Origin of the sequence: Streptomyces sp. NBC_01314 (genome assembly GCF_041435215.1) — a bacterium.
Taxonomy (GTDB): Bacteria; Actinomycetota; Actinomycetes; order Streptomycetales; family Streptomycetaceae; genus Streptomyces.
The window spans coordinates 2,745,041-2,767,103 of record NZ_CP108394.1; the positions used below are offsets into that span (position 1 = coordinate 2,745,041).

Here is a 22,063-nt window from a genome sequence, read left to right on the forward strand (position 1 = left end):
CGTCATGTGCCGCGCGTCCACTGCTGATTCGTCCCGCTGTTGCACGTGTACGTGATGATCGCGGCGCCGTCGGCGGTGGACGCGCCGTTCACGTCCAGGCATTCACCGCTCGCGCGGGAGACGACCTTGACGTAGCTGCCCGAGGTGGTCAGCGACCACTGCTGGCTGGTGGCCGAGGAGTTGCAGTTCTCCTGAGTGACGGTGTTGGCGTTCTCCTGGACGCACAGGGAGCTGTGACGGGTCATCAGCTGGTAGTAGCCACTGCCGACGGACTTGAACCAGTACTTCTGGTTGTTGCCGCTGTTGCAGGTGTACTGCTTGATCTGGGCACCCGCCCACAGCGACTGACTGGTGACGTCGGCGCACTTGGCGGAGTGCCGGGCGATCAGCGTGTTGTACGTGGCGCTGGTGCCGCTGATCGTGCCGGTGGCCGTGTCGACGGTGACCTCCGGGGACCAGGACATGGACATCGTGGTGGAGGTCGGGAAGGTCAGCGGCAGCCAGACGTAGCGGGAGTCGTTGACCGTGCCGCTGAAGGAGTTGCCCCACCGGTCGCCCATGTAGAGGTACGAGGTGGTCGAGGTGCCCTGCACGGGCAGGACGTACGCGGTCTGCGAGCCGAACGTCGTGGAGTCGCCGACGTTGGCCATGGCCGTCCAGGGGCCCGCGATGCTGGTGGCGGTGGCGTACTGCTGCTGGTTGGGGTTCCAGCCGGTGGCGGCCGAGGTCAGCATGAAGTAGACGCCGCCCCGCTTGAACAGGGCCGGCGCCTCACGGTGGCCGCCGTGCCACGGGTCGGCGACGAGAGCGGCGATGCCGGTGTAGTCGGCGGTGAGCCGGTAGATCTGGAGGTCGTAGTTCTCGCGGGCCGCCGAGATCATGTAGCCGGTGCCGTCGGTGTCCACGAAGACGGTGATGTCACGGGACATATGGGTGCCGAGCGGACGGAAGCTGCCCTGCCAGGTGTAGTTGCCGTCGACGGTGTCGGAGACGGCGACGGCCGCGCGGGCCTCGCTGTAGTCGGTGCCGTTCTCCTTGTGCATCCACATCACGAACTTGCCGGTGGAGGCGTTGTACATGACCTTCGGCCGCTCGATGTTGGCGGTCGCCAGTTCCGGGGCGGTGGCCTGGGTCAGGACGTTGTTGCGGAACTCCCAGTTCTTCAGGTCCGTGGAACGGTAGGCCGACACGTACTTGAAGGTGTTGTCGGCGTTCCGGTTCTCGCCGAACCAGTAGTAGTACGAGCCGACCTTGATGACCCCGCCGCCGTGGGCGTGCAGGGCATTGCCGGAGCTGTCGGTGAACTGGGTTCCGCTGGTGACGGTCTGCGCCGCCGCCTGGGCGGGGCCGGCGGTGACGAGGGCGCCGGCCAGCGCCAGACAGAGCGCGAGGAATATCGCGTACGCACGTCTCATGTCAGTTTTCCTTACCGGGTGTTCGGGGTGGTTGTGTCGGCTACGGGGACTCCGAAGTCGGGGGTTCCGTCGGGCTTCCAGCCGAGGCGCTGGATGCGGGTGTGCCGGTTGGGGTCGTTGAGCGGGTCACCGACGATGTCCTTGTACTGGCGGGCGTGGTAGACGAGGACGTCGGTGCGGCCGTCCTCGGCGACGGTGAAGCTGTTGTGGCCCGGCCCGTACTGTTTGGTGGTGTCGTTGCTGGTGAAGACCGGTGTCGGGGACTTCGACCAGTTGGCGGGGTCCATGAGATCGGCGTCCGCGTCGATGGTCAGCAGGCCCATGCAGTAGTTGAAGTCGGTCGCGCTCGCCGAGTACGTCATGAAGAGCCGGCCGTCGCGCTTGATGACCGACGGCCCCTCGTTGACCTTGAAGCCGATGACCTCCCAGTCCAGCTCCGGTGTGGTGAGCCGGACCTGAGGGCCGGTCAGGGTCAGCGGGTCGGCCATCCTCGACAGCCAGACCGCGGTGTTGTTGTTCATCCCGGGCTCGTGCTGCGCCCAGGCGAGGTAGCGCGAACCCCGGTGGGTGAAGGTGGTGGCGTCCAGGGAGAAGGTCTCCCAGGCCGTCTTCAGCTGCCCGCGCTCGACCCAGGTGCCCTTGAACGGGTCGCGGTGGGAGTTCTCCAGGACCCAGATGCGGATCGCCCAGATGTCCTCGGCGGGCGCGGAGGCGAAGTAGATGTACCACTTGCCGTCGATGCGGTGGATCTCCGGCGCCCAGATGTGGGCGCCCATCACCCCCGTCTCGTGCTTGCGCCAGATCACGGACTCGGCGGCCGTCGACAGCCCGCGCAGGGTGCGGGACCGGCGCAGGATGATCCGGTCGTACTCGGGCGCGGTCGCCGTGAAGTAGTAGAAGCCGTCGGTGTGCCGGTTGATGTGCGGGTCGGCGCGGTTGCGGACCAGTGGATTGACGTACGCCGGCCGGGAGCCGGCTGCCGGGGACGGGGCTGCCTGGGCAGCGGTGGCGGGCAGGGCGGTGAGGGCGCCGGCGGCCAGGGCTCCCTTCAGGAGCAGTCGGCGGTTCGGGGGTTCGGGGACGGTGTGGTCGCGGCCCATGCGGCTTCCTCTCGGAGGGGGGAACAAAAGGAAACAGAAATGTTCGACATATCGCACAAGATCTTTCATTCCGAACGGCGAAAAGGTAAGGGCGTGTTACGCGGAGGTCAACGGGTCGGGCGAGACCTGCACAAGCTCACAGGTACCGACGGCGCGAAAGTGCGGAACCGCGGAGTCCAAACCCGTCGGCGCACACGAAATTTCTGTTATCGGTGCGCCCCTGGGCCGTCTCCGACGATGTGCGCACCCATATCCACAAGACCGCGGCGGCCGCCGGCGCCCTGGCGGTCACCGCCCTGATGCTCGGCGCCCCGACCGCGTCCGCCGCCGGCCCTCGCGACGCGACCTCCGACGTACTGGCCGGGCGGAACGTCACCCTCACCGGCGACACGGTGGTGACCGTGCCGTCCGGGACGACCACGTACGACGGCGTGTTCAGCGGCACCGGCACGCTCACCGTGCGCGGCACCGGGACGCTGGTCCTCACCAAGGACAGCGACTTCACCCTGCCGAAGTCCCGGCAGCGGCAGAGCGTGCGAACGCTCGGCGGGAACCACCCGTACGTCACCACCACCAACGCGGACCCGCCCACGGTGACCGTCGCGAAGGGCGCGACCCTCCAGTACGGCGACAGCGGTTCGACCGGGGTGATCGGCCACTACCCGTACGGCACCCCGGCGTTCCGGCTCAACCAGAACAACATCCGGGTCGACGGCACCCTGCGGCTCGCCCTGAAGAACGTCCCGTACAACCTGGGGACCATCAGCGGCTCGGGCCTGGTCAGCCAGCCGAGGTTCCTGTGGGCCACCTGGGACCTGTCGGGCACCCATCCCTTCACCGGTGTGATCGACAACGGTACGCAGGTGAACGCCGGACGCCCGGAGTTCGCGACCTCCCTGCCGAACGCGCGCAAGGTCCTCAACCAGGGCACCTGGACCGTGGACACCCCACTGGGCCAGACCGTCACGCAGGGCATGGACTTCTACCAGCGCGAGTACGGCAGCGACATCAACGTCCAGTCCCGGCCCGGCAGCAAGGTGATCCTCACCGGCCAGTACAGCTGGTCGGACCGGGGCGGGGACACGAACCCCTCGCTCAGCGACCCCGCCCTGAACTGGACACCGGCACGGAAGAACGTCAACAAGCGCGGCACCAACATCAAGGGCGCGAACGTCCAGTGGGGCGACGGCACCACGAACAAGATCTTCATGCCGGGCACGGCGGAGACCGTCTACATCAACCTCCTCGCCGCCCGCTCCCGTTCACTGCTCACGTTCGACTACAACGGGCCCGTCACCCTGGGCGCCCCCATCGGCGGCGGCCGCTTCCACGACACGCTGGCCGCGCCCGGCGCCGGGGACATCCTCGTCAGGGGGACGAAGGGCAACGACGTCACCTTCGCCGCCGTCCAGTACTACAACGGCTCCACGACGATCGAGAAGGGCGCCGTGCTGCGGCTGGGCAGCGGCAGATCCGGCGGCGACGGCGGCCTGTACACCAAGGGCGACCTCTACAAGGTGGTCAACAACGGTTCGCTGATCATCCGGAACACCTCGAAGCCGGTGACCCTGCCGCGAGTCGGCGGCAGTGGCTCGCTCACCCAGTCGGGCGCGGCCACCACGACCCTGACGGGCGGCGCGGTGACATACACGGGAGCGACGACCGTCACCGAGGGCACCCTGGCGCTCCGCTCCGGAGCGACTCTCAGCCGTAGCAGGGCCATTCGGCTCGCCACCGCCGGGGCGAAGCTCGACGTGGGCACGGCGGGGCTGAAGGTGACCAGGTCACTGTCCGGCAGAGGCACGGTGAAGGGGTCGGTGACCAACGCGGGTGTGGTCGTGGCCGGCCTCACGGTGACGGGCGGCTACACCCAGACCTCGAAGGGCGAACTGGTGCTGCGCAAGAAGCCGTTGAAGGTGAACGGGACGGTGAGGCTCGCCGGTGAGCTGGACTTCGCGGCCCTGGCCGCCGCCGGCGGGCCCGGCGAGAAGATCACCGTGCTCGACCACCGCGGCAAGGGCGGGAACACCGGCACGTTCACCGGGCTCCGCGAGGGCGCCAAGGTGAAGCTCGCCGACAACACGTACCGGATCACCTACAGGGGCGGCGACGGCAACGACATCGTCCTGACCACGGCGAAGGCGAGCCCGTCACCGTCCGTCAAGGCCGCCGCGGGCGCCGGGTCCGGCACCGGCGGCGCCCAGGACACCCGCACCCAGAACGCGAGCGCCTCCGCCGACAGCGGCATCGGCTGGTGGCCGTACGCCCTCGCCGTCGGCGGACTCTCCGGGCTCCTGATACCGGTGACCAGGCGCCGCAGGAACAGCCGGCGTGGAGGCGGCAGGCACGCGGCCACGGGCTGAACCGGACACGGGGTGAGACCCGCGCTCCCAGGATGAGACGGGCGGGGCCGGCGACCGCCGCGCGGGGGTCTGCGGGACGACGGGATGACAGGTCGGCGGGTTCCGGCATACCGGAACCCGCCGCTGCGTGCTGTTCGTCTCGGGACCGACCCTAGGCGACGGCGTCCGCCCTGCCCTCGACGGCGGTCTCGCCGCTCGCCCCGTCGGCCCCCTCCTGCCGCCCCCGCAGCCACACGTACACCGGGATGCCCGCGAAGAGGAACAGGGTGCCCTGGTAGACGGCCGCGTAGCCCGCGCCGGCGATCAGCCAGAAGGAGAAGGCGAAGGAGAGGCCGGCGACGAGCAGGTCGCGGACCAGGCCGGCCGGGCGGACCCGCTCTCGCGTGCCCCTGGCCAGCCAGTACAGCTGGGCGGCGGCGGACAGCAGGTACGGGACGCAGCCGGTGAACGTGGTGACGAGCACCAGGACGCGGAAGGCGGTGTCCGGGTCGTCCGCGTAGTTGACGACGATGAGGAGCGTGCCGAGCACGGCGGTGGCGAGGACGCCGAAGCCGGGGACGCCGCCCTTGCCGACGCGGGCGAAGGCCGCCGGGAAGAGGCCGTCGCGGGCGGCGGCGTACGGCATCTGGGCGCTGAGCAGGACCCAGCCGTTGAGGCAGCCGACGATCGAGGCGACGGCGACCAGCGCGATCACCGTGCCGCCCCAGCTGCCGCCGGCGATCGAGTTGACGGCGTCGGCGAAGGGCGCCCCGGACTCGACGAGTTCCTTGTGCGGGACCAGACCGAAGACGGCGACCGTGCCGAGGATGTAGACGAGCGCGGAGGCGAGGGTGCCGAGAATGCTGGCGCGGCCCACGTTGCGCTCGGGGTCCTTGACCTCGCCGGCGCTGACGGCGGCCGACTCGACGCCGAGGAAGCTGTAGAGGAGGAGGGCCGCAGCGGCGGCGACCGCGCCGGGGGTGCTCTCGCCCGAGGCGTTGAAGGGTCCGTAGTTGTCGGTGTCGATGAAGAACAGACCGATGGTGCCGACCAGCAGCAGCGGCACGAACTTCAGCACGGTGGAGACGATCTGCACGGCGCCCACGTAGCGGGTGCCCGCGAAGTTCGCGGCGGCCGGCAGCCACAGGGCGGCCAGGGCCACCAGCGCCGGGACGACCTTGCTGTCGCCCACGGGTATCAGCACGTCGACGTAGCCGACGACACCGACGGCGAGTGCCGCGATGCTGACCCAGCACATCGTCCAGTACGACCAGGCCGACAGGAAGCCCGCGAAGGGGCCGAACGCGTCGCGCGGGTAGACGTAGAGGCCGCCGGTGACCGGGCTGCGCCTGGCCAGTTTGCCGAAGAGCAGCGCCAGCAGGACGGCGGCCACGGAGAGGACGACGAAGGCGAGCAGGCTGACCGTGCCGTACGGGGCGACGGCGGCGGGGAGGGTGAAGATGCCGCCGCCGATGATGTTGCCCATGACGAGGGCGGTGGCCGCGGTGAGGCCGAATCTGCGGCCCGGGGCCGCCGCGCTCGTGCCGGTCCCGGGCACCGGGGTGGTCCCGGGCGCCGGGGTGGTCCCGGGTTCCGGGGCCGTGGACGAGGCCGGGGCGGGGGTCGGTTCGGGCTCGCTGGCCTCGGGGGTGCTGGTGGTGGTCATGGCGGTTCCCGGGGATGGGGCGGGCGGGTACGGAGAGGGCGCGATGGTACCGCCGCGGTCCACATGGTGGTCGATCCGTTCATGGACCGGACACAGACGGGTGGGCCCGTCTCCACGGCTCGACTACCGTCGTTCGCATGACCAGCAACGCACCCGGCAGCTTCCCCCACATCCCCGGTCCTCCCGTCGGTCCCTTCGCCGCGGCCCTCGCCGCCGATGTCCTCGTCCTCGACGGCGGCATGTCCAACCAACTGGCGTCGGCAGGACACGACCTGAGCGACGAACTGTGGTCGGCGCGACTGCTCGCGGAGCGGCCGGAAGCCATCACCGAGGCCCATCTCGCCTACTTCGAGGCGGGCGCGGACGTGGCGATCACCTCCAGCTACCAGGCCACCTTCGAGGGCTTCACCAAGCGCGGGATCCGGCGCGAACGAGCGGCCGAACTCATACACCTGAGTGTCGATCTGGTCCTGGACGCGGCGATGGAGGCCACCGCGAAGGGCATCACGCGTCCCCTGTGGGCGGCGGCCTCGGTCGGCCCGTACGGGGCCATGCTCGCGGACGGCTCCGAGTACCGGGGCCGGTACGGGCTGAGCGTGGCCGAACTGGAAGGGTTCCACCGGCCCCGCCTCGAGGTGCTGGCCGCCGCCCACCCCGACGTCCTGGCTATGGAGACGATCCCGGACACCGACGAGGCCGAGGCGCTGCTGCGGGCGATCCGCGGACTGGACGTGCCCGCCTGGCTGTCGTACACCGTCGCCGGCGACCGCACCCGCGCCGGGCAGCCGCTGGAGGAAGCCTTCGCGCTCGCCGCCGACGCCGAGGAGGTCGTCGCCGTGGGCGTGAACTGCTGCTCGCCCGACGACGTGGACGGCGCGATCGAGACGGCCGTCCGGGTCACCGGCAAACCTGTCGTCGTCTACCCGAACAGCGGTGAGACCTGGGACGCGTCCGCGCGGGCCTGGACCGGGCGGACGACGTTCACCACCGCGCAGGTCGAGGGGTGGCGGGCGGCCGGGGCCCGGCTGATCGGCGGGTGCTGCCGGGTGGGCCCCGAGGCGATCTCGGCGATCACGAGGACACTGCGCTGAGGACGCGGGGCTGAAGGCGCTGGGGGGAACACTGTGGGAACGCTCTGCGGTCCGCTCTGGGAGAAGACGCGGGGAGAAGACTCCGAACTGACGGACACGGCGTACCCGCCGCTCCCCCGCTGTTAGCCTCCCTTCCGGGGAAACCGGTTACCAAAGTGCGCCGACAGGCGGGGTGGGGCGGGGTATGACGAGGAAGAACGTTGATGGCGGGGGCCGCAGCACGATCCGGGACGTCGCCGCGCGCGCCGGTGTCTCGGCGGCGACGGTGTCGCGGGTGCTCGGCGGGGTCTACCCGGTGAGCGCGGCCACCCGTACGCAGGTGCTGCGGGCCGTCCGCGAACTGGACTACGTCGCCGACGCCCGCGCCAAGGCGATCGCCGGCGTCGGCACCCCCACCCTCGGGTTCGTCCTCGACGACATCACCGGCCCCTCGTTCGCGCTGATGGCGCACGGCGTGGAGCGCGAGGCGACCCGGCTCGGGCATCTCTGCCTGGTGTGCAGCACCGACGGTGACGCGGCGCACGAGCTGGAATTCATCGAGACGATGCGGGCGCAGCGGGCCGCCGCGGTCATCCTGGTCGGCGGCGGCGTGGACACCCCCGAGTACCGCTCGCGCACCGCCCGGGTCGCCGACGGGCTGGCGGCCGCCGGATCACGGCTCGTACTGTGCGGTCGCCCGCCGCTGGACCCCGGCGCCCCGGTCACAGTCATCGAGTACGACAACGAGGGCGGCGCCTACGCCCTGTGCTCGCACGTCCTCTCCCAGGGCCACCGGCGGATCCTCTTCCTCGGTGGCATGCCGGAACACTCGACCGCGCAGGGGCGTGAGCGGGGGTATCTGACGGCACATCGCGCGCGGGGTGTCGAGACGGACCCGGCGCTGCGGCTGGCCGGGGACTTCACGCGGGACTCCGGGTACCGGTCGATGCGGCGGGCGTTGCAGGTGGGGCTCGACTTCACCGCGGTGATGGCGGCGACCGACATGGTGGCGGCGGGGGCGCTCACCGCGCTGCGCGAAGCCGGGATGTCGGTGCCGGGGGATGTGTCCCTCGTGGGCTACGACGACATTCCGTTCGCGCGGGATCTGTATCCGCCGCTGACGACCGTGCGGGTGCCGTACGAGGAACTGGGGCGGCTCGCTGTGCGGACGGCGTTGGAGCGGGGGCGGGGGCGCGATGTGCCGCCCGACGAGCATTTGTTGTTGGGGACGCATGTCGTGGTGCGTGAATCGGTGGGGGTGGTGGGGGGCGGCTTCGCGTCTGCCGGGTGAGGTGAGGCGCCGGGTGAGGCGGGGCATGCGATCTCGGTGTCCGTACCGGGCTCCCGGGACTGCCCGGCATGCGAACGGGCGGCGTACTCCGACGTCGTGTCGGTGTACGCCGCCTCGGGTGGGACGGGTTGCGGGAGGTGGCCCGCGTTGTCATGGCGGTTACTTCGGGTCGCTGTTGAACCTGGAGGCCGACCAGAAGTAGCCGAGTACCGCGAGGCCCAGGCACCAGGCGAGGGCGAGCCAGCCGTTGTGGCCGATCTCAGTGCCGAGCAGCAGGCCGCGCAGGGTCTCGATGGCCGGCGTGAAGGGCTGGTACTCGGCGATCGGCTGGAACCAGCCCGGCATCGTGTCGGCCGGGATGAAGGCGCTGGAGATCAGCGGCAGGAGGATCAGCGGCTGTGCGCTGTTGGCGGCCGCCTCGGCGTTCGGGCTGGACAGGCCCATGCCGACCGCGATCCAGGTGAGCGCCAGGGAGAACAGCGCGAGCAGCCCGAACGCCGCCAGCCACTCCAGGACCGTGGCATCGGTGGAGCGGAAGCCGATGGCCACGCCGACGGCGCCGACGAGGACCACGCTGGCGACGCACTGCAGCACGCTGCCGACGACGTGCCCGATGAGGACGGAGCCGCGGTGGATCGCCATGGTGCGGAAGCGGGCGATGATGCCCTCGTTCATGTCGGTGGAGACGGACACCGCGGTCCCGACGACGGTGCCGCCGATGGTCATCATCAGGATGCCCGGGACGATGTAGGCGATGTAGTCGGAGCGGTCGCTGCCCCCGATGCCCGCGCTCATCACGTCGCCGAAGATGTAGACGAAGAGCAGCAGCAACATGATCGGGGTCAGGAGCAGGTTCAGGGTGAGGGAGGGGTAGCGGCGCGCGTGCAGGAGGTTGCGGCGCAGCATCGTGGACGAGTCGCGCACGGCGAGGGAGAAGGTGCTCATCGGACGGTCTCCTTGGACTGGTTGGACTGGTTGGGCTGGTTGGGCTGGTTGGGCTGGTGGGGGATGGTGGCGGGGCTGGTGAGGGCGAAGAACACGTCGTCGAGGTCGGGGGTGTGCACGGTGAGTTCGTCGGCCTCGATGCCGGCGGAGTCCAACTGGTCGAGTACGGTGCGCAGTTCGCGCTGGGTGCCGCCGCTGGGGATCTGCAGGGCGAGGGCTTCGTCGTCGCGGGTCACCTCGGACAGTGCGGAGGCGGCGGACCGGTAGGCGGCCGGGTCGGTGAAGCGGAGCCGGACGTGGCCGCCGGGGATGAGGCGCTTGAGTTCCGCGGCGCTGCCTTCGGCGGCGATCCTGCCGTCGTTGAGGACGGCGATACGGTCGGCGAGTTCGTCGGCCTCTTCCAGGTACTGGGTGGTGAGGAAGACGGTGACGCCGCCGGTGACGAGTTCGCGGATGATCTGCCACATGTTGTGGCGGGAGCGGGGGTCGAGGCCGGTGGTGGGTTCGTCGAGGAAGATGATCCGCGGGTCGCCGACGAGGGTCATGGCGATGTCGAGGCGGCGTTTCATGCCGCCGGAGTAGGTGGAGGCGGGTTTCTTCGCGGCGTCCACCAGGTCGAAGCGGTCCAGGAGTTCGGCGGTGACGCGCCGTCCGTCGCGCTTGGACAGGTGGTGCAGGTCCGCCATGAGGAGCATGTTCTCCTCGCCGGTGATCAGGCCGTCGACGGCGGAGAACTGCCCGGTGACACCGATCGCGGCACGGGCCGCCTGCGGGTCGGCGGCGAGGTCGTGGCCACCGACGCGGATCTCGCCGGAGCCGGCGTCGGGGGAGATGAGGGTGGAGAGGATCTTGACGGCGGTGGTCTTGCCGGCGCCGTTCGGCCCGAGCAGGGAGAAGACCGTTCCTTCGGGGACGCTCAGGTCGATGCCGTCGAGGACGACCTTGTCGCCGTAGGACTTGCGCAGCCCGTTCGCCGCGATGGCCGGGTCGGTCATGATGGTTGCTCCTTCAGAGGCTGGGCGCGGTTCGGGGTCAGAGGCTGCGGGCGGTGATGTCGCCGTAGCCGGTGGTCGCGCGGATCTCGAGCTGGGCGGCGGCGCCCTCGCCGTTCCTGAGCGAGTTGTGGATCCGGCCGTAGGAGGTGCCGGCGTCCAGGGAGGCCGAGACCCCGGCAGCGGCGCCGATGGAGATCTCGCCGTGCCCGGTGCGCAGGGTGACGGTGCCGCTCGCGGCCTCGGTGATGCGCAGGTCGCCCTTGCCGCTGGTGATTTCGGCGGAACCGTCCAGACGTCCGACCAGGGCGTCGCCGGCCAGGAGGGTCAGACGGGCGCTCGCGGCCTCGTCGAGCTTGACCTTCCCGTGCGCGCCGTCGATGGCGACATCGCCCAGCCGGCCGACGCCGCGGAACTCGGCGGCTGCCGCCGTCGCCTCGACCCGGGAGCCGGCGGGCAGCTGGACCGTCACCTCCAGGGTTCCGGAGGGGCCGAAGAGCTCGTTCTTCGCCTTCGGTGCCTCGATCCGCAGAACCCCGTCGCGGTAGTCGACCGTGGTCTGCTCGGCGGCCCTGACGTCGCGGCCCTTGGTGGCGTCGGCGGGCCGGACCTCGACGGTGGTGTCGGTCCGGTCGGCGGCGATGAACTGCACACGCCCGGCCGGGATGTTCAGAACGGCGGAGATCGGGGCGGGGGTGTCGAACTTCTGCATCGTGCTCTCCTTCGCGTCTTTGTTTCTGACGATGGAAAAGCTACGTTGCATTCAAAGATCTCGCAACGAACTCGTTGCGAACGAAGTGAGTTCTTGCAGGTAGAAGGCTAGAAATTGTTGCAACGAGCTTGAAGCTAACGCAACAATCCCCACGACGCGCGTTGCAATGAAATGGAAGTGAACGCTATGGTGGGGGCACCACGGAGCAGAGTACGAAGGAGACAGCGATGCCGGGAGGCAGGCTCACTCAGCAGGAACGCCAGCAGATCGCGCTGGGGCTGGCCGACGGCCTCGCCTACGCGGAGATCGCCAGACGCCTCGAACGTCCGACCTCGACGATCACACGTGAGGTCATGCGCAACGGCGGCCCCAGCGCCTACCGCGCCGAGATGGCCCACCGCGCCACCGAACGCCGCGCCCACCGCCGCCGCCGCCAGACCACACCCCGTGAGGCGCAGGCGCCCGAGCAGGCTCACGGACGCGACGCCGAAGCCGTACGCGAGTACGAGGAGACGTTCACGACCGTCATGATGGCCTCGGGCATGCCCACGATGATGGCCCGGGTGATGGCCTGCCTCACCCTCACCGACAGCGGCAGCCTCACCGCGTCAGAACTGGCCCAGCACCTCCAGGTCAGCCCGGCGTCCATCTCCAAGGCGATCACGTTCCTCGACGGCCAGGGCATGGTCCGCCGGGAACAGGGTGAACGCCGCCGCGAGCGCTACGTCGTCGACGACGACGTCTGGTACCAGTCGATGATGGCCAGCGCCCGCGCCATCGCCCAGATCGTGGAGACCGCCCGCCAGGGCGTCGGCGTGCTCGGCACCGGCACTCCCGCCGCCGCACGCCTGGAGAACGTCGCCCGCTTCCTCGACTTCGTCGGCGAGAACACCACCCGCGCCGCGGAACAGGCCCGCGAGGTCCTCCACACCAAACCCCGAACGCCCGCGGAGGGCGCTGCCGAGCCCGGCTCGGACCACGGATAGACAGCTTCACGGACGGGCAGCGGCCCTCACGGACTTCGGCGGAAGCGGCGCAGGGCCGGGAGGGCCGGGAGCGGGCCTCCGCCGGAGGTGACGAAGGTGCCCGCGCCCTGGACTCTTCGGGGGCGTCTGGCGTCCGCGTCCCAGAGGGCGAGTTCGGGGTCGTAGGGGCCGAGGGCCACCCGGATGCCGCCCGGGGCGTCCGGGCCGCCCGCCGTGTCGAAGACGCGGACCGGGTGGGTGGGGTCCCAGGCGGGCCAGCCGGGGGTGCCGTCCGTCGCGAAGCGGACCCAGGCGGAGTGCAGCGCGTCGGCGAGGTCGCGTGGGGCGCTCCCGCCGGCGAGCCTGGCGGCGGCGGGGGTGTCACAGGTGTCGAAGACGAAGCCGAGTTCGAGGGCGTGGCAGGAGCCGAGGGCGGGGATGCCGGAGGACCATGCGAACTCGTAGAGGTAGGACCGGGCCTGGCCGAGGCGGGCGTCCGCCACGCGGTGCAGGGGGACGCGGAGAAGGTGGTCGGTGACGAGCCTGCCGACCAGGTCGGCGGTGCCCTTGTCGGGGTGCAGGTCGCGGTAGCCGTGGGGCAGCTCGGGACCGCAGCGGCAGCGGGCGCGGGCACCGGCCAGGGCGACCGTGCCGAGGCGGTCGACGCGTTCCTGGAGGCCGCCGGGGACGAACCAGAGACGGTGTTCGTCACGGGTCCAGCCCATGAGGAGGTCGACCCCGGGGGCCGCTCCGTGCTCGGTCAGGGCCTCCAGCGGGTCGGTGGGCAGCAGCTCGCCGTCGACGACGATCCCGAAGGCGGGACCGCCCAGCACCGGGCTGCTGAGGCGGCCGACCTCGGCCTGCGCCTCGACGAGAGTGGACCGGTCCACCGCGGCGAAGGCCACGGCGGTCGCCGGCACCTTCAGCCGCGTCGCCATCCGACGGACCATGCGGCGCACCTTGTCCCGGTCCAAGGCCTCCGGCGGCCCGCTCTGCAGGACGGCGCGCCGGAACAGGCCCCGCGCGCGGGGGACGGCCAGCAGCGCGCCGACGCTGATGGCGCCCGCCGACTGGCCGGACAGGGTCACCCGGTCCGGGTCGCCGCCGAACCCGGCGATCGACTCCCGCACCCACTCCAGCGCGGCCAGCTGGTCGCGCAGTCCCAGGTTGGCCGGGGCGTCCGGGAAGAGGCCGTAACCCTCCACGCCCAGGCGGTAGTTGAGGGACACCAGCACCACACCGTCGCGGGCGAAGGCGGCGCCGTCGTAGACCGGGACCGCCGACGAGCCCCGGGTGAGGGCGCCGCCGTGGATCCAGACCATGACGGGCAGGCGGGCGCCGCGGCCCGGCTCCGGTGTCCACACGTTCAGGTTGAGGCAGTCGTCGCCCGGCACGACGGGGTCCGACAGATAGCGGGCGAACGCCTCCGAGTACGGCGGTTTCGGAGGCGTCGGCCCGAAGTCGACGGCGTCACGCACCCCCGCCCAGGACTCGGGCGGGGAGGGTGGGCGGAACCGGCGGGCGCCGAAGGGCGGGGCCGCGTACGGGATGCCCCGGAAGACCGCTATCCCGTCCTCGTAGCCGTCCCCGTGCTCGTACGTGCCGCGTACGGTCCCGTGCGGTGTCCTGACCACGGGGCCCTGCCGGTCTGCCGTCATCGCGCCCCAGCTCCTCACGCCCGCCCGCTCGTGAACCGTCGTTCACCTCAGAGCACCACATCCCTTCGCGGTATTCCGGTCGTGCCGGACCTTTGACGGCCGTTCGGGGGACGGCGCGGCCGTTCGGCGTCAGCGGCTTGCTGTTCTGCGTGCCCGGGGGCGGTGGGCGGTGGGCTCTATTTGGCGTACATCAGGGTGCCGAAGCCCAGCTGGTCGTAGCCGCCGCTGGCCGAGCCGTAGTCACCGCCGCCGCCCTCGGGGCGGACCTGTTCGGCCATGGCGGTGATGTACGGGACGGACAGGCCCCGGCGCCGTGCGTAGTGGTAGTGGACGAGGTCCCACACCGGGCGGAGCTGGCCCCGGCTCGTCGAGGAGACGGCGGTGTGGGTCTGCTGGGCGCAGTTCTGGCCGCTGCCCCAGGTGTAGGTGGTGAAGGGGACGTCCTGGCCGAGGTTGTACTTGGCGACGTACTGGGCGCCCTTCATGAACCGGTTGCCGTCGTGGCCGTAGAGGTCGTCGCCCTGCGACCAGGCCGTCTCGCAGAAGGCGCCCATCTGGCCGATGCCCATGACGCTGTGGCCCTGGTCGCGGCCTGCCTCCTGCCACTGGCCGAGGGCATGGCCTGCGGAGTCGGTGTGGAGGTACGGGACGGCGTGGGCGAGGGAGCCGTTGCCCGCGCCGGTCTTGAAGTAGGTGACGGCCTGGTCGTACTTGGCGGCGTCGTCGCAGAGGATCCCGATCGCGAGGATCGAGTTCATGGTGCACAGGTCCCAGTTGGCCCAGTAGTTGGTGACGCAGGCGTCGTTGTGGGTGTTCAGGAACTGGTTGTTGAGCGGGTAGAAGACGTTGAGCATCATCGTCCTGAAGCGGTCCAGGTCGAACCCGCTGTAGCCGCGCATGAGCTCGGCGGCGTTGGCGAACTGGTGGCCGTAGATCCCGGCGGCCAGGAACCGGTCGGCGTTGCCGGTGACGCCGGTGAGCGTCGACGACCAGGCGTTGAGGATACGGACCGCCGCGTCGCCGTTGGCGGTGGTGCCGGCGATCTTCCAGCGCAGCGCGTTCTGGTAGGCGGCGTGGATGTCGTTGTAGAGGATGCCGTAGTTCTGGCCCGTTCCACCGCGGATGATCGTGGCCTGTGGGTTGGGCGTCCAGGTGCTCGCGGAGTGCGAGTTGGCCGTCAGACGGTTCCAGCCGGACAGCCACGGGTCGTCTCCGGCCGCCACCCGCACCTTGGCGCGGTTGAGTTCGCCGTAGGCGTGCAGCATGCCGGGGTGGGTGAAGGTGGCCGGGGCCGCCTCCGCGATCGTGGGGGTGAAGGCGGCACCCAGCGCGAGGGCGGCGGTGAGACCGCCGACGGTCCCGAGCAGACCGCGGCGGCTCAACTCGCCCTCGTGGGCGAGGTGTTCGGGGTTCGTGTGGGGGGAAGTGCGGCTCATTGTGCCTCTCCAATCCATGGCGGATCGGGCGGCCATGGCGAGGCGCCGGGTGCGTGCCCGTGCCCGCCGGGACCGCTCATGTGGGGGTGATGCTCACCTCGCTGAATCGCGCGGTGGCGTGGGTCAGCGGGCTGCGGGAGCAGACCACCAGGCCCACGTGGTAGGGGGCGTCACCGAAGCCGGGGATCTCTCCCTCGGCGAGGGGGGTGAAGGTGACGCCCCCGTCCGTGGAGACCGCTGCGGCGAAGACGGTCCCGTTTCGCTTCAGCCGCAGCAGACAGGGGGTGGTGACCGTGGCGTTGCCGGTGAAGGCCGACCGTCCGGCCACGGTCGGGCGGAGCATGAGCTGGGCGCTCGTCCCGCCGCTGACGATCGCCCCGGCCGCCTGGTCGAACGGCGACAGCGACTTGGCCATCAGCAGCCCGACCCGGTCCGCGGTGGCCCCGGTGCGGGAGTTCAGTCGGACGGTGACCTCGCAGTCGCCGGTGATCGGCCGGCGTACGAACTGACCTGTCATCGCCTGGTTGTTGACGGTCAGGTCGATGCCCGCGCCGCGTACGACGAAGGTCCCGCCCTCCTCGTACGCGGTGCTGCCGGGGGTGCTGACGGCGACCACGCCCAGGGTGCCGAACCGCCGGTCGTCGAGGACCGGGTCGCCGAGGTCGCCGTGGGTCCAGGGGGCGGGCGGGGGTGTGCCGACGGTCAGGGTGAGCGTGCCGGTTCCGTCACCCGCCGCGTTGCCCGCGGTGGTGGTGACGGTGAACTCGCCGGTCCGGGTGGGGGTTCCGGAGATCAAGCCCGTACGTCCGTCGACGCGGAGACCATCGGGGAGTCCGCTCGCGGTGAACCGTACGGGTTCGTGCGAGGCACGGATCAGGTGCTGGACTACGTCACCCTTGTTGGCGAACACCGTGACGGCGGAGGCGAGGTGGGGCACGGACGGGGTCGGCATCGTCGCTACGGCGGGCTTCGAGCGGGGGCCGTGTCCGCCGGTGTTCGACTTGGTGACGACGTAGTGGTACGTCCTGCCGGGGGTGCCGGTGGCGTCGGCGTGACGGAGACGGGTGCCGAAGCCGACGGCGGCGACGCCGGTGGCGATCGCCCGGTAGGGGCCGTCGGCACGGGTGCCGCGCAGCACCGTGTAGCGGGCGGAGAGGTCTGGATCGGTCCAGGCCAGCTCGACCGCGTCGGCACCGGCGGTCGCCCCGAGGTCGGTGACCCGCCAGGCAGGACGGGCCACCGACCAGACCTCTCCCCCGGCGGCCGACACGACGCCGACGTTGTCGAACGCCCCGGTGCCGGTCTCGGCGTACTCCTCGTCGACGCCCAGACAGGACGTGAGGACCAGTCCCGCGTGCGCGGTGCGCCCCAACTCGACCTCGGTGGAGCCGACTTCGGTCCAGTGGGTGCCGTCCGGGGAGATCGCCCCGGTGCAGCGACGGCCCCGGCGGGTCACCCGCACCCAGTACGGGGCCCGCAGCCGGTAGCAGTCGCCCGCGCCCTCGACGTACGGGGCCTCCAGGGGTGTCGCCGACTCCGGCAGCGCGCCCAGGCCGGAGATCGGGAAGGCGGCGGACGTGGTGATGGCCTGCTGCTGGGAGGGCGGCACGGGTGTGCTGCCGGTCGCCGAGATGCCGGTCCCGCCCGACTTCCGTACGCTCCACACCCCGCTCCAGGTGTGCAGCGGCAGCCCCTGGATCAGCATCGAGGCGTGTGCGGCGTCCGCGTCGAGCGAGTCACGGAGTGTGACGCCGATCTTGGAGTACTGGGAGCTGAGCGGCCACACGATCCGTGCCGTGACCGTGCCGTCGCCGCGCAGCGGCAGATGGACCGCGTGGTACGTGTCCGCCGTACCGCTCGCCCGGAGCACGAACCTCTCGCCGTCGAACGTGGCGGAGCCGGGGATCCGCACAGTCCCCAGATCCTGGCCTGCCCAGGGCTCGGGAAGACCGGCACAGGCGGCGACCGTGCTCGAAGTGCCGCTGTCTCCTTGGGAGTTGGTGGCGGTGACGGTGTAGTGATACGTCCGGCCCCCGCGCACGTGCGTGTCGGTGTACGTCGGCTCGTCGAGCCCGGTGGCGACCTTCTCGTACGGGCCCTCGGGTCGGGTGGAGCGCCGGACCGCGTACCCGGTGGCCCACGCCGACGGCAGCCACGCCACGGTCACCGCCTCGCGGTCGCCCACCGCCGTCACTCCGGCCGGAGGCTTCGGCGCGGGAGTCGACGCGGGGGCCGTCGCCCCGGCGTAGGCGAAGGTCCCGAAGCCGGGCAGGTCGTCGTTGCCGCCCTCGACGACGCGGGCGCCCGCCGTGCCCCGGAAGACGGCCGCCTCGGTGGCGGGGGCGTCGAGGCCGCGTACTCCGGCGTAGTGGGCGTAGTACATCTCGTAGACCGGCGGCAGGCTGCCCCGGCCGACGGCCGAGACGGTCTTCTTGACGTACTTCCCGGTGCGATCCAGGTCGGGCGTGAAGGGGACCTCGCCGCCGAGGTTGTAGCGGGCCGCGTACTCGGCGTTCGCCAGCAGGCGGTGGCCGTCGAAGCCCCACAGGTCGACGCCCTGGTTCCAGGCCACCTGCGCCGCGTCGCCCATCAGGCCGACGGCCAGCTGCTCGTGCCCCTGGTCCCGGCCGGACTCCTGGCCCTGGCCGGCAGCCGTGACGATCCGGCCCGGGACGCTGCCGTTGCCCGCGCCCGCCGCCGCGAAGCACAGCGCGTCCTCGAAGAGGACGGGCTCCTCGCAGAACACGCCGATGGCCAGCACGGTCTGAATGGCCGTCAGGTCCCAGTTGCCGTTGGCGTACAGCATGTAGCCGGAGACCGCCGGATACCAGACGTCGAGGAACGACCGCTCGCAGCGGGCGATGTCGGAGTCCGTCCATCCGTCGTAGCCGGTGTGCCGGAGCAGTTCGGCGGCGTTGACGAACTTGAAGGCCTGCAGGCCCGCGCCGAGCGGTCCGTCGGCACCAGTGATCATCGTGAGGGAGGACGACCAGGCGTTGAGGATGTCCCGTGCCTTGTCCGCGTGGGCCCGCACGCCCGTCACGCACCACATGAGGGCGTTCTGGTAGGCGGCGGCCGAGTCGGCGACCGCCTGCCCCATGAAGTTGCTCGGGCCGCGCCCCCAGGACGTGACCTGGCCGGTGTTCTGCACGGTGTACGTCGACTTGGAACGGGCGTGGGCGGCGAACGCGAGATAGCCGTCGTGGATCGGCGACTTCTCGGCGACCACGGCCGCTTTCAACCGGTCCAAGTCGGCGGCGGTGTGCAGTAGGCCCGGGTGGCTGAAGGTGAGGGTCGCTTCGGTGGAGCGGGCCCACGCGGCCGTCGTGGAGGCGGACAGGAGTCCGGCTCCGGCCACGGCCGTGAACCCGGCCGCGCCGAGGAACGACCGTCTGCTGAGGGGAAGCACAGTTGTCTCCTGGTCCTACGGGTGCCGCACGGTGAACTTGACGGACCGGGTGGCCGTACCGGCGCTGTTGGTGGCCGAGACGGTGACTTCGCAGGAGCCGGGACGGGTCGGGACGCCGGAGATCAGGCCCGTCCTCGTGTCGATGCTCAGGCCCCTGGGCAGGCCCTCGGCGGCGAACGACGTGGGGAGTCCGGTCGCCGTCACGAGGTGGTTGAGGATCCGCTTCCTCGTGGCCGTGACCTCGCCCGCGCTGGTGATCTCCGGGGCCGTGGTGGCGGCGGCCGTGTCGGCGTCCAGGAAGCGGAGGTTCTGGACGTGCTCGTTGGCGAACATCGGGACCATGTCGGTCGTCAGATACCAGCCGGGCTTCTTCATCCTGTCGTGGACGACCGTGCCGTTGACCGTCAGGTTCTGGAAGGTCAGGTTCTTGATGGACCGGTCCGCGTCGTAGCCGGTCAGGACGGCCAGGGAGGCGTGCGTGCCGTCGTACGTCAGGTCGCGGACGTACACGTCCTCGATGCCTCGGCCCGGGGTGGCGTTGTACCGGTTGGCCATCACGCGCATGTTGAGCAGCTGGCCCCAGGTGAAGTCCTCCACCCGGACGTCCTGGATGCGGACGTTCCGGATGAGGTTGCTGTCGCCGGGGTTGAGGGCGAAGCAGCCCTGGTAGAGAACCTGCGGTTCGCGGTGCTGGAGGACGTCGATGTCGCTGAAGACGATGTTCTCGATGACCTCGGGCTGCTCGGGGTTGCCGTGGGTGCCCATGTTCACCGGGTGGGCGACGTCGGCCCACAGGGTGGAGTTGCGGACGGTGACGTTGCGGCAGTCGCCGTAGTAGTCCCAGCGGTGGGCGTAGATGGCGATGCAGTCGTCGCTGTTGCGCATGAAGACGCCCTCGATCAGCACGTCCTCGCTGCTGAACACGTCGATGCCGTCGCCCCACTGGCCGTAGCTGTAGGAGTGCAGGTTGCGGACGGTGACCTGCTGCGACTGGCCGATGGTGCAGGAGTAGCCGGTCTTGGGGTTGAGGGCGAGGATGCCGTCGATCTCGATGTTCCTGGAGAACGCCACCAGGGTCGCGGCGTCCGAGTCGTAGATGATGCCCCGGCCGAGCAGCCTGGCGTTCTCCACGTGGCTGAACTCCACCCGCGCCTTGAGCACCGCGCCGCCGGCCAGGTACACCGTCTTCCCGCTGGGCACCTTCACCACGTTGTCGGTGACGGTGTGCATGCCGGGTCCGAAGTAGATGACGTCAGGATCGTCCTCCTCGGGCCGCCACTTCTCGATCGGGTTGGCGTGCAGCTGGAGGTTGTCGTACAGGTCGAACGCGCCGCCGTCGGCGTCGCCGATCTCGATGGAGAGGTTGCGCGGCTCGGTGAGGCGGAAGGTGACGGTGTCGCCGTCGGCCTCGTGCGCGATGTCGTACGACAGCGGGCGGATCCGCGCCGAGGGGACGGCACCCTTCGAGGAGGTGACCTGGACCTCCACGGTGCCTCGGAAGTCGAGGCTCGCGACCGAGGAGCTGCGGACGATGCCGGAGCCGGTCTTCTCGTTGATGGTCTTGGTCCGGGCCCGCAGCACGGGCACCGACTGCCATGCTCCGCCGGGCGTACGGGCCTTGACGGAGAAGCTCTGGTTCAGCGGGAGCCCGGCCGGGACGGGGTACACCACGAGCCGGTCGGCCTTCGGTCCGTCGGCCGCGCTCGCGGTACCGGTGGCCGTTCCCAGCAGGGAGTACGCGGCGGCCGTGGCGCCGGCGGCCTGGAGAAGGATGCGCCGGGACAGACCGGAGCCCTGGGTCTCGGACATGAGCAACTTCCTTATTTGAAAGGGGACATGAGGGCGCGTCACATGCGGGGGGACTTGGAGCGCGCGGGACTCGCGCGGGACTCGCTCGACCCCGGAGGTGGACGTCCCGGCGACGGCGAGCGTGGAACGGCCGACTCAGGGCGCCACCCGCCATGGCGCGCAGGGACACCTCACCTTCAGCAGCAACAACCGGTTTCTATCGGCCGACGGGCAGAGCTTGTGCCTGCCCGTACACCGCGTCAAGGGTGTGGGCCAGTTTTCGAAAACTCTGCGTCACCCTCGGGACATGCCGAATGCCCCCTCGGAGCCCACCGCGACCGGGGGCCCGGTAGGAACGGAGCAGGAAGCCGGTCTTGCTGTCAGAGGTTTTGACAGCCCGTGATCCGGGTCGTCAGGTTCGTTCAGGGGTGTGGGGGCGTGAGTGATGACCCGAGAATCGGTTTCCTGAAGGCGGACATGGCGCGGTTCTGCGCCGGTCCGGACGAGCCGGCTCCCGCGATCCGGAAGATCACCGGCTTCGCCGGGAAGGCGGACGCGGCCGACGGGGCGGAGCTGCGGGAGGGTCGGCCCGTGCGCCTGTCCAGGATCCGGTCAGGCATGCTGCTCTGCCCGGCTTCTGTGTACCCGATGTGATGGTTCGGCCGCCGGGGCCGCCTGCTCCGGGACGGGGTCGTACGCATCGGTATGCCGTCGCGATCGTCGGCGGCCACCTCTGGTCGGGCACAGGCCGCGCGCCTGCCCGGCAGGGACGGGCGATCCGCGTCGCCGTCACGGTCGGCACGGCATCGGCCCGGACACGGGACGGTTCGCGTTCGGGGTCGACCGATCCCCCGGACACCCTCACGAGGAGTGGCCTTCATGACCACCAGATCGCAGCGGGTCTGCCGGAACGGAGCCGAATCCTGGCGGTCGGCGCGGTGGCGGCGTTCCTCACCGCGTAGCCTCCGGGACCCGGGCCGCCGTGGTGATCGCCTGCGATGAGGTGGCCGTGGACCTGCCCCGCGTGTTCGGGCAGGAACGCACCAACAACCGGAGCATGTGGTGTTGCCGGTGCCGCCGGTCAATCCGATTCCGGAGCCATCGCAGCCACGTTTTTAGCTTGTATATGCGAAGAACGGGCCGCAGGGTTTTCCCTCCGGCCCGTTCGGGTTTTCCGTACCGCTGTCAGATGCTCCGGCGGGGCACCGCGGAGCGGCGGCTCGGCCACTGCCTCGCTGTGCCGCTGTTCCCCCGTGAGTCTGCCCTCGTCTTGC

At 70.7% G+C, this 22,063-nt stretch carries 15 protein-coding genes; 5 read left to right on the forward strand and 10 right to left on the reverse strand.

The window, feature by feature from the left end; translation table 11 throughout:
• Positions 1–2: 2 nt before the first annotated feature.
• On the reverse strand, positions 3–1,415 hold the full coding sequence (locus OG622_RS12090) for an RICIN domain-containing protein (RefSeq protein WP_371575648.1): 1,413 nt from the start codon (positions 1,413–1,415) through the stop codon (positions 3–5).
• An 11-nt stretch (positions 1,416–1,426) separates the two neighbouring features.
• Complete coding sequence (locus OG622_RS12095; RefSeq protein WP_371575649.1) at positions 1,427–2,515, reverse strand: family 43 glycosylhydrolase; 1,089 nt, start codon at positions 2,513–2,515, stop codon at positions 1,427–1,429.
• Positions 2,516–2,814: 299 nt separating this feature from the next.
• Between OG622_RS12095 and OG622_RS12100 the strand changes: the two genes are divergently transcribed.
• Positions 2,815–4,878 carry an autotransporter-associated beta strand repeat-containing protein gene (locus OG622_RS12100; RefSeq protein ID WP_371584075.1) on the forward strand — a complete coding sequence of 688 codons (2,064 nt, stop codon included), beginning with the start codon at positions 2,815–2,817 and terminating at the stop codon, positions 4,876–4,878.
• A 151-nt stretch (positions 4,879–5,029) separates the two neighbouring features.
• Here the strand turns inward: OG622_RS12100 and OG622_RS12105 are convergent, their stop codons facing one another.
• The gene (locus tag OG622_RS12105; protein ID WP_371575651.1) at positions 5,030–6,523 is read right to left on the reverse strand and encodes an amino acid permease; all 1,494 of its coding nucleotides are present in this window, start codon (positions 6,521–6,523) and stop codon (positions 5,030–5,032) included.
• Between the two features lie 137 nt (positions 6,524–6,660).
• On the opposite strand from OG622_RS12105, the gene mmuM reads away from it, so the two are divergent.
• Positions 6,661–7,614 carry a homocysteine S-methyltransferase gene (mmuM, locus tag OG622_RS12110; RefSeq protein ID WP_371575653.1) on the forward strand — a complete coding sequence of 318 codons (954 nt, stop codon included), beginning with the start codon at positions 6,661–6,663 and terminating at the stop codon, positions 7,612–7,614.
• A gap of 184 nt (positions 7,615–7,798) precedes the next feature.
• Positions 7,799–8,884 (forward strand): LacI family DNA-binding transcriptional regulator, encoded by a 1,086-nt coding sequence (locus tag OG622_RS12115; protein WP_371575656.1) that lies wholly within the window; start codon positions 7,799–7,801, stop codon positions 8,882–8,884.
• Positions 8,885–9,043: 159 nt separating this feature from the next.
• On the opposite strand, the gene OG622_RS12120 is transcribed toward OG622_RS12115, so the two are convergent.
• Genes OG622_RS12120 through OG622_RS12130 form a run of 3 tightly spaced genes read right to left on the reverse strand, consistent with a single transcriptional unit; the run spans position 9,044 to position 11,533 of the window.
• Positions 9,044–9,829 carry an ABC transporter permease gene (locus OG622_RS12120; RefSeq protein ID WP_371575657.1) on the reverse strand — a complete coding sequence of 262 codons (786 nt, stop codon included), beginning with the start codon at positions 9,827–9,829 and terminating at the stop codon, positions 9,044–9,046.
• A complete protein-coding gene (locus tag OG622_RS12125) occupies positions 9,826–10,824 on the reverse strand; it encodes an ATP-binding cassette domain-containing protein (protein ID WP_371575659.1) in 999 nt (332 codons plus the stop codon). The genes OG622_RS12120 and OG622_RS12125 overlap by 4 nt, the downstream gene beginning before the upstream one ends.
• A 37-nt stretch (positions 10,825–10,861) precedes the next feature.
• On the reverse strand, positions 10,862–11,533 hold the full coding sequence (locus OG622_RS12130) for a DUF4097 family beta strand repeat-containing protein (protein ID WP_371575660.1): 672 nt from the start codon (positions 11,531–11,533) through the stop codon (positions 10,862–10,864).
• Positions 11,534–11,760: 227 nt separating this feature from the next.
• Here OG622_RS12130 and OG622_RS12135 point away from each other — a divergent pair, with 227 nt between their 5' ends.
• A complete protein-coding gene (locus OG622_RS12135) occupies positions 11,761–12,519 on the forward strand; it encodes a helix-turn-helix domain-containing protein (protein ID WP_371575662.1) in 759 nt (252 codons plus the stop codon).
• 26 nt (positions 12,520–12,545) lie between these two features.
• Here the strand turns inward: OG622_RS12135 and OG622_RS12140 are convergent, their stop codons facing one another.
• From OG622_RS12140 to OG622_RS12155, 4 genes are all read right to left on the reverse strand, one after another.
• Positions 12,546–14,156, reverse strand: a complete 1,611-nt coding sequence (locus OG622_RS12140; RefSeq protein ID WP_371575664.1) for a carboxylesterase/lipase family protein — start codon at positions 14,154–14,156, stop codon at positions 12,546–12,548.
• A gap of 176 nt (positions 14,157–14,332) precedes the next feature.
• On the reverse strand, positions 14,333–15,592 hold the full coding sequence (locus tag OG622_RS12145) for an alginate lyase family protein (RefSeq protein WP_371575665.1): 1,260 nt from the start codon (positions 15,590–15,592) through the stop codon (positions 14,333–14,335).
• Positions 15,593–15,668: 76 nt separating this feature from the next.
• Positions 15,669–19,001, reverse strand: a complete 3,333-nt coding sequence (locus OG622_RS12150; RefSeq protein WP_371575668.1) for an alginate lyase family protein — start codon at positions 18,999–19,001, stop codon at positions 15,669–15,671.
• A 15-nt stretch (positions 19,002–19,016) separates the two neighbouring features.
• Positions 19,017–20,810, reverse strand: a complete 1,794-nt coding sequence (locus OG622_RS12155) for a putative Ig domain-containing protein (protein ID WP_371575669.1) — start codon at positions 20,808–20,810, stop codon at positions 19,017–19,019.
• A gap of 417 nt (positions 20,811–21,227) precedes the next feature.
• On the opposite strand from OG622_RS12155, the gene OG622_RS12160 reads away from it, so the two are divergent.
• Entirely contained in the window at positions 21,228–21,443 is a 216-nt protein-coding gene (locus OG622_RS12160; RefSeq protein ID WP_371575671.1) for a hypothetical protein, read from the forward strand.
• Positions 21,444–22,063: the final 620 nt, after the last annotated feature.